The organism is Streptomyces sp. PU-14G (assembly GCF_041028275.1).
Taxonomy (GTDB): Bacteria; Actinomycetota; Actinomycetes; order Streptomycetales; family Streptomycetaceae; genus Streptomyces.
In genome coordinates, this window is record NZ_JASKYT010000476.1 from 1 (window position 1) to 4,202 (window position 4,202).

Genomic DNA, 4,202 nt, shown 5'->3' on the forward strand with positions numbered 1-4,202 from the left:
GCCCCTCCTGCCGCGTGGGCCCCCGTCCCGCGCGCTGTGCAAGGAGCCAGCCGGCTCGAAGGAGAACCGGCCCGGCTCCTTCGGGATCCCCCACAGCGCGCGCCCGCCCGCCAGGGCCCGCTCGCTGTCCACCCAGGCGGCCACAGCGGTCCCTCCGAGGCGCCCGGGGCCACCGGCGGCACGGGGGCCCTCACGGTGTCCGCGGCGCCCGGTGTGCCGGACGGCGAGAGCGACCAGCAGTTCCCGGTAGGAGAGGTCTCCAGCCGCGGAGTAGTCGACCCAGAAGGTCACCACTGCGCAGCGGCCCCTCGCGACGAGCGGACGCACGCCCGGCGGCAACGACCAAGCGGGCAGCGCGTTGACCGGCACGCTCCACAGCGAGAGGTACATCTCGCCCCGCAGGTGCCACGGCTCGGCCGGCACGTCCGTGGCCGCGGGGAAACCGGCCGCGCTCATCGTTCCAGCGTAGGGTCTGGCGGCCCGTGCGTACCGCCGCTGTGGCTGACCTTCCGTGAGTACCGTCACGGTGTCGGACGGCGGCATGGGCATACCCGTACTCTTCGGACTCCGGACAGATCACCGACGGAAGGGTGCGACCGCATGCCTCACGGCGACTTCGACGGCGAGACGATGCAGGCGATGACGTACGACAGGTTCGGCGGCACGGAGGTGCTGTCGGCGACGCGGCAACCGAGGCCCAAGGTGGGCCCGGGAGAGGTCCTCGTCCGGGTGCGCTGCGCGGCGGTCAACCCCGTCGACTGGAAGATCATGGCTGGTGGGCTGAAGGACCTCATGGACACGGTCTTTCCCGTCGTCCCGGGCTGGGACGTCGCGGGCGTCGTGGAAGCGACCGGGATCGATGTGCCGGAGTTCTCCCGCGGTGACGAGGTGATCGCCTACGCCCGCAAGGACTACGTGCACGGGGGGACGTTCGCAGAGTTCGTCACCGTGCCCGTACGGTGCCTGGCGCGGCGGCCGTCGGCCTTCTCCTGGGAGCAGGCCGCCGGGCTGCCGCTGGCCGGCCTGACGGCGTACCAGACGCTCACCCGTCTGGGTACGCGCGAGGGCGAGACGGTGCTGATCCACAACGCGGCCGGCGGGGTGGGGTCGCTCGGCGTGCAGGTGGCCCGCTCCCTCGGTGCCCGCGTCATCGGCACCGCCTCCCCGGCCAACCACGACCGGCTGCGCGCACTGGGCGCCGAACCCGTCTCCTACGGCGAGGGGCTGACCGAACGGGTGCGTGAGCTCGCCCCGAGGGGCGTCGAGGTCGTCGCGGACTTCGTCGGCGGAGTCCTTGAGACCACCTCGGCCGTCCTCGCGGAAGGGGGCCGCCACGCCTCCATCGCGGACGACACGGTGACGCGGGCGGGCGGTCAGTGGATGTGGGTACGCCCCAGCGGGAACGACCTGGGCGCACTGGCCGACCTGGCCGACGCGGGCAAGCTGACGGTCAGGGTGGCGGAGACCTTTCCGCTCACCCGGCTGGCCGACGCCTTCGAGCTGAGCCAGGCGGGCCACGTGCACGGGAAGGTCGTCGTCACTCCGTGACCCCGCGTCGAGGGTGAGCCGTCCGCACGTCAGCTCCTCGGGCGGCCGGGCCTTAGCTCCTCGGGCGGCCGGGCCTTCGCGACCGGCCGGACCGGGTCCCGGGCGGCCGTCGCCGGCCGCCGGAGCGGCGGCGGAGCCACAGCGGCAACCCGTACCAGCACACCGCGAACCAGAGCATGACGGCGCCGACCAGGATCTCGGCCAGCAGCCCCGGCACGACCACGCGGAGTATCAGCAGCAGCGTCCCGCTGATGGTGAGGGCGAGCAGCACCATTCCGCACACCATGAGCCGGCTCGCGGTGTGGACCAGGTCGTCCTTCATGCGCTGCCCGGACAGGAAGCGGTGGATGGAGACGGGAGCGATCAGGGCGGCGGTCGCCGAGGCGCCCAGCACCACCGTGACGGTGTAGACGACGCGGTCGAAGACGTCCAAGTCGCGGAAGAGCGGCGTGAACGCGACGCTCAGAAGGAAGCCGAACAGGATCTGCACCCCGGTCTGGGCGACCCTGGTCTCCTGCAGGGTCTCGATCCATCTTCGGTTGACGCGCTCACGCGCCAGCTCCGGCGGCTCCTCCTCGCCGTGCGCGGCCCCCGCGACGCCGGCCTGCCGCGTGGAGTCCGCCTGGCCGGTCGGCTCGTGCATGAGGGTCATGGCGTCCTCTCAGCTCGTAGGGCTTCCAAGTGCCCTTCTCGCCCGTATGTATGCGGGCGAGGCGTGTACGAGAGGTGAGGCTGAGGGGAGCACTCCCTCGGGCCTCCCTCCGAGGTGCTTCCGTTCGGTCCCGGCGGGGAACGGCGCGGACACCGGCGGGGAGCGGCGGGGAACGGCGCGGACAACGGCTGCCCGCACCGCCGGTCGGGTGTGGCGACCGGCTGAGAGGGCACCCGCCACGGCGACGCGAGGCGCGCGCGGGGCATCATCGCCCTGCGCGCCGTATCCGAGCACGCAGTCGACGGCTGGGAGGCCCTGGTGACCGATGACCTGTGGAACTACGCACCGACCGCAGGGCACACCCCGGACGCCGATCTGACGGGGTACCGCGTGGAGGCCCGCGACGGACACATCGGGAAGGTCGACGAACACTCCGGCGATGTCGGTTCCGCCTACCTTGTCGTCGACACGGGCCCGTGGATCCTCGGCCGGAAAGTACTCGTCCCCGCGGGCACCGTTTTGAGTATCAGCAACACCGACCGCACCATCCGGGTCGCCCGTTCCAAGGAGCAGATCAAGGCGGCTCCCGAGTTCGACAAGGACAAGCACCTGGGGGACCCGCGCTACCGCGACCAGCTCGGCGGCCACTACGGCAGCGGCCACTGAGCCGGTGACGGCCGGCGGGTCGTACGTCACCGGGCAGTACGCCGCCGGGCCCCTCGCGGTGGGCGTCGCACGCCGCCGGGCCCCTCGCGGTGGGCGGGCCGCCTCAGGCCCGGGGATCGAAGGGGATGCCGTCGGGCTTCGCGCCGGAGAGGTGGTCGGCGAACGTGTCGTCCCTGATGCCGAGTGTGGCGCTGCCGAAGTCCGCCTGGGTCAACTTCTCGCGCAGCCCCGCGGCGTAGCCGTCCCAGCCGACGAGCGCGGGATACTGCCAGGTGCCCTCGTGGTTCTCTGGCGGCTCGTCACCACCGTCGTTCTTGGCGGCGCGGAGGCAGTGCGTGCTCACGCCGTCCTTGTGGTAGACGACCTTGGGATGCGTCCCCTCGAAGGGCAGCGCGTCCTTGGTGTGGACGGTGAACCCTCCGTGGTTCGAGGTCGAGACGTACTCCACCTGGTCGTGGTGGACCCAGACCACGACGTGTTCCCAGTCGTGCCGGTGGCCCGCGCTGCCGCCGCCCAACGCCGCCTGGTCCTTCTCGAAGTAGGAGGCGTAGACGAGGGCGCACCAGCCGTTGTCGCACTTGCTCCGGGAATAGCTGTTCGTGTTCGCCAGGTCGGTCGCGTCACGGCAGTTGCCGTTCACGTCGCCGCCGATCTTCAAACCGGGTGCGAGGGTGCCGTCCGGGCCGATGGCGGGCGTGGCGTAGCAGCCGTCCTTGTCGTAGTCGTAGGCGGGCTGGAACATCCTTTCTCTCTCACCGGCGTCCGCGGGCAGCGCCTGCGGCGGATCGGCGAGTGCCGTGCCCGGCAGGGCGACGACCAGTGCGAAGGCCCCGGCCACCACGGCCGGGGCCTTCGTGCGCCACCTTGCGGACCGAACAGGCCGTGCGGCGGGGCTTTCTCCGGCCGCCTGTGAGAGGTGCGTCTTCCGCATGCGGGTCACTCCGATGTGGGGGGGGGKGCCGTACGCCACGTCCGCACCGCGCTCGCCCGGGGGCCCGCGCGGTGCGGACGTGGCGTACGGCCGCCCGGCGTCGTCACCGTTGTCGGCACCGGCGTTGTCAGTGGTCGCGGATATGTTCGTTCGTGTCCCCGCCGCAGTGGCGAGGAAGCCCAACCGGTGTGAAGGAGAGGGTGCGTTGACAGACTGGGAGAGGGCGAGCACGGCGCGGGCGGTATCACCCGCGCGGGCGAGCACGGCGCGGGTGATACCCGCCCGCACGGCCGCGCAAGCTGGCCAAGGTCCCGTTCGTCGAGCTGGCCGACGGACGCTTGCAGGGGGTGGTCTCCAGCGGTTCGGACATCGAACGCGTCTACGTCTCGTCGGTCGCGGCCGGCA

At 72.0% G+C, this 4,202-nt stretch carries 5 protein-coding genes; 2 read left to right on the top strand and 3 right to left on the bottom strand.

Going from position 1 to position 4,202, the window contains the following annotated elements:
* On the bottom strand, nucleotides 1-456 hold a 456-nt coding region (locus AB8Z75_RS31790; protein ID WP_369208090.1), incomplete at its 3' end, for an acetoacetate decarboxylase family protein.
* Between the two features lie 174 nt (nucleotides 457-630).
* Between AB8Z75_RS31790 and AB8Z75_RS31795 the strand changes: the two genes are divergently transcribed.
* A complete protein-coding gene (locus tag AB8Z75_RS31795) occupies nucleotides 631-1,548 on the top strand; it encodes an NADP-dependent oxidoreductase (RefSeq protein WP_369208098.1) in 918 nt (305 codons plus the stop codon).
* Between the two features lie 52 nt (nucleotides 1,549-1,600).
* Here the strand turns inward: AB8Z75_RS31795 and AB8Z75_RS31800 are convergent, their stop codons facing one another.
* A complete protein-coding gene (locus AB8Z75_RS31800; protein WP_369208092.1) occupies nucleotides 1,601-2,200 on the bottom strand; it encodes a DUF6328 family protein in 600 nt (199 codons plus the stop codon).
* A 318-nt stretch (nucleotides 2,201-2,518) separates the two neighbouring features.
* Here AB8Z75_RS31800 and AB8Z75_RS31805 point away from each other — a divergent pair, with 318 nt between their 5' ends.
* Entirely contained in the window at nucleotides 2,519-2,866 is a 348-nt protein-coding gene (locus tag AB8Z75_RS31805) for a PRC-barrel domain-containing protein (protein ID WP_369208094.1), read from the top strand.
* 103 nt (nucleotides 2,867-2,969) lie between these two features.
* On the opposite strand, the gene AB8Z75_RS31810 is transcribed toward AB8Z75_RS31805, so the two are convergent.
* A complete protein-coding gene (locus tag AB8Z75_RS31810) occupies nucleotides 2,970-3,797 on the bottom strand; it encodes an NPP1 family protein (RefSeq protein WP_369208096.1) in 828 nt (275 codons plus the stop codon).
* Between the last annotated feature and the right edge of the window lie 405 nt (nucleotides 3,798-4,202).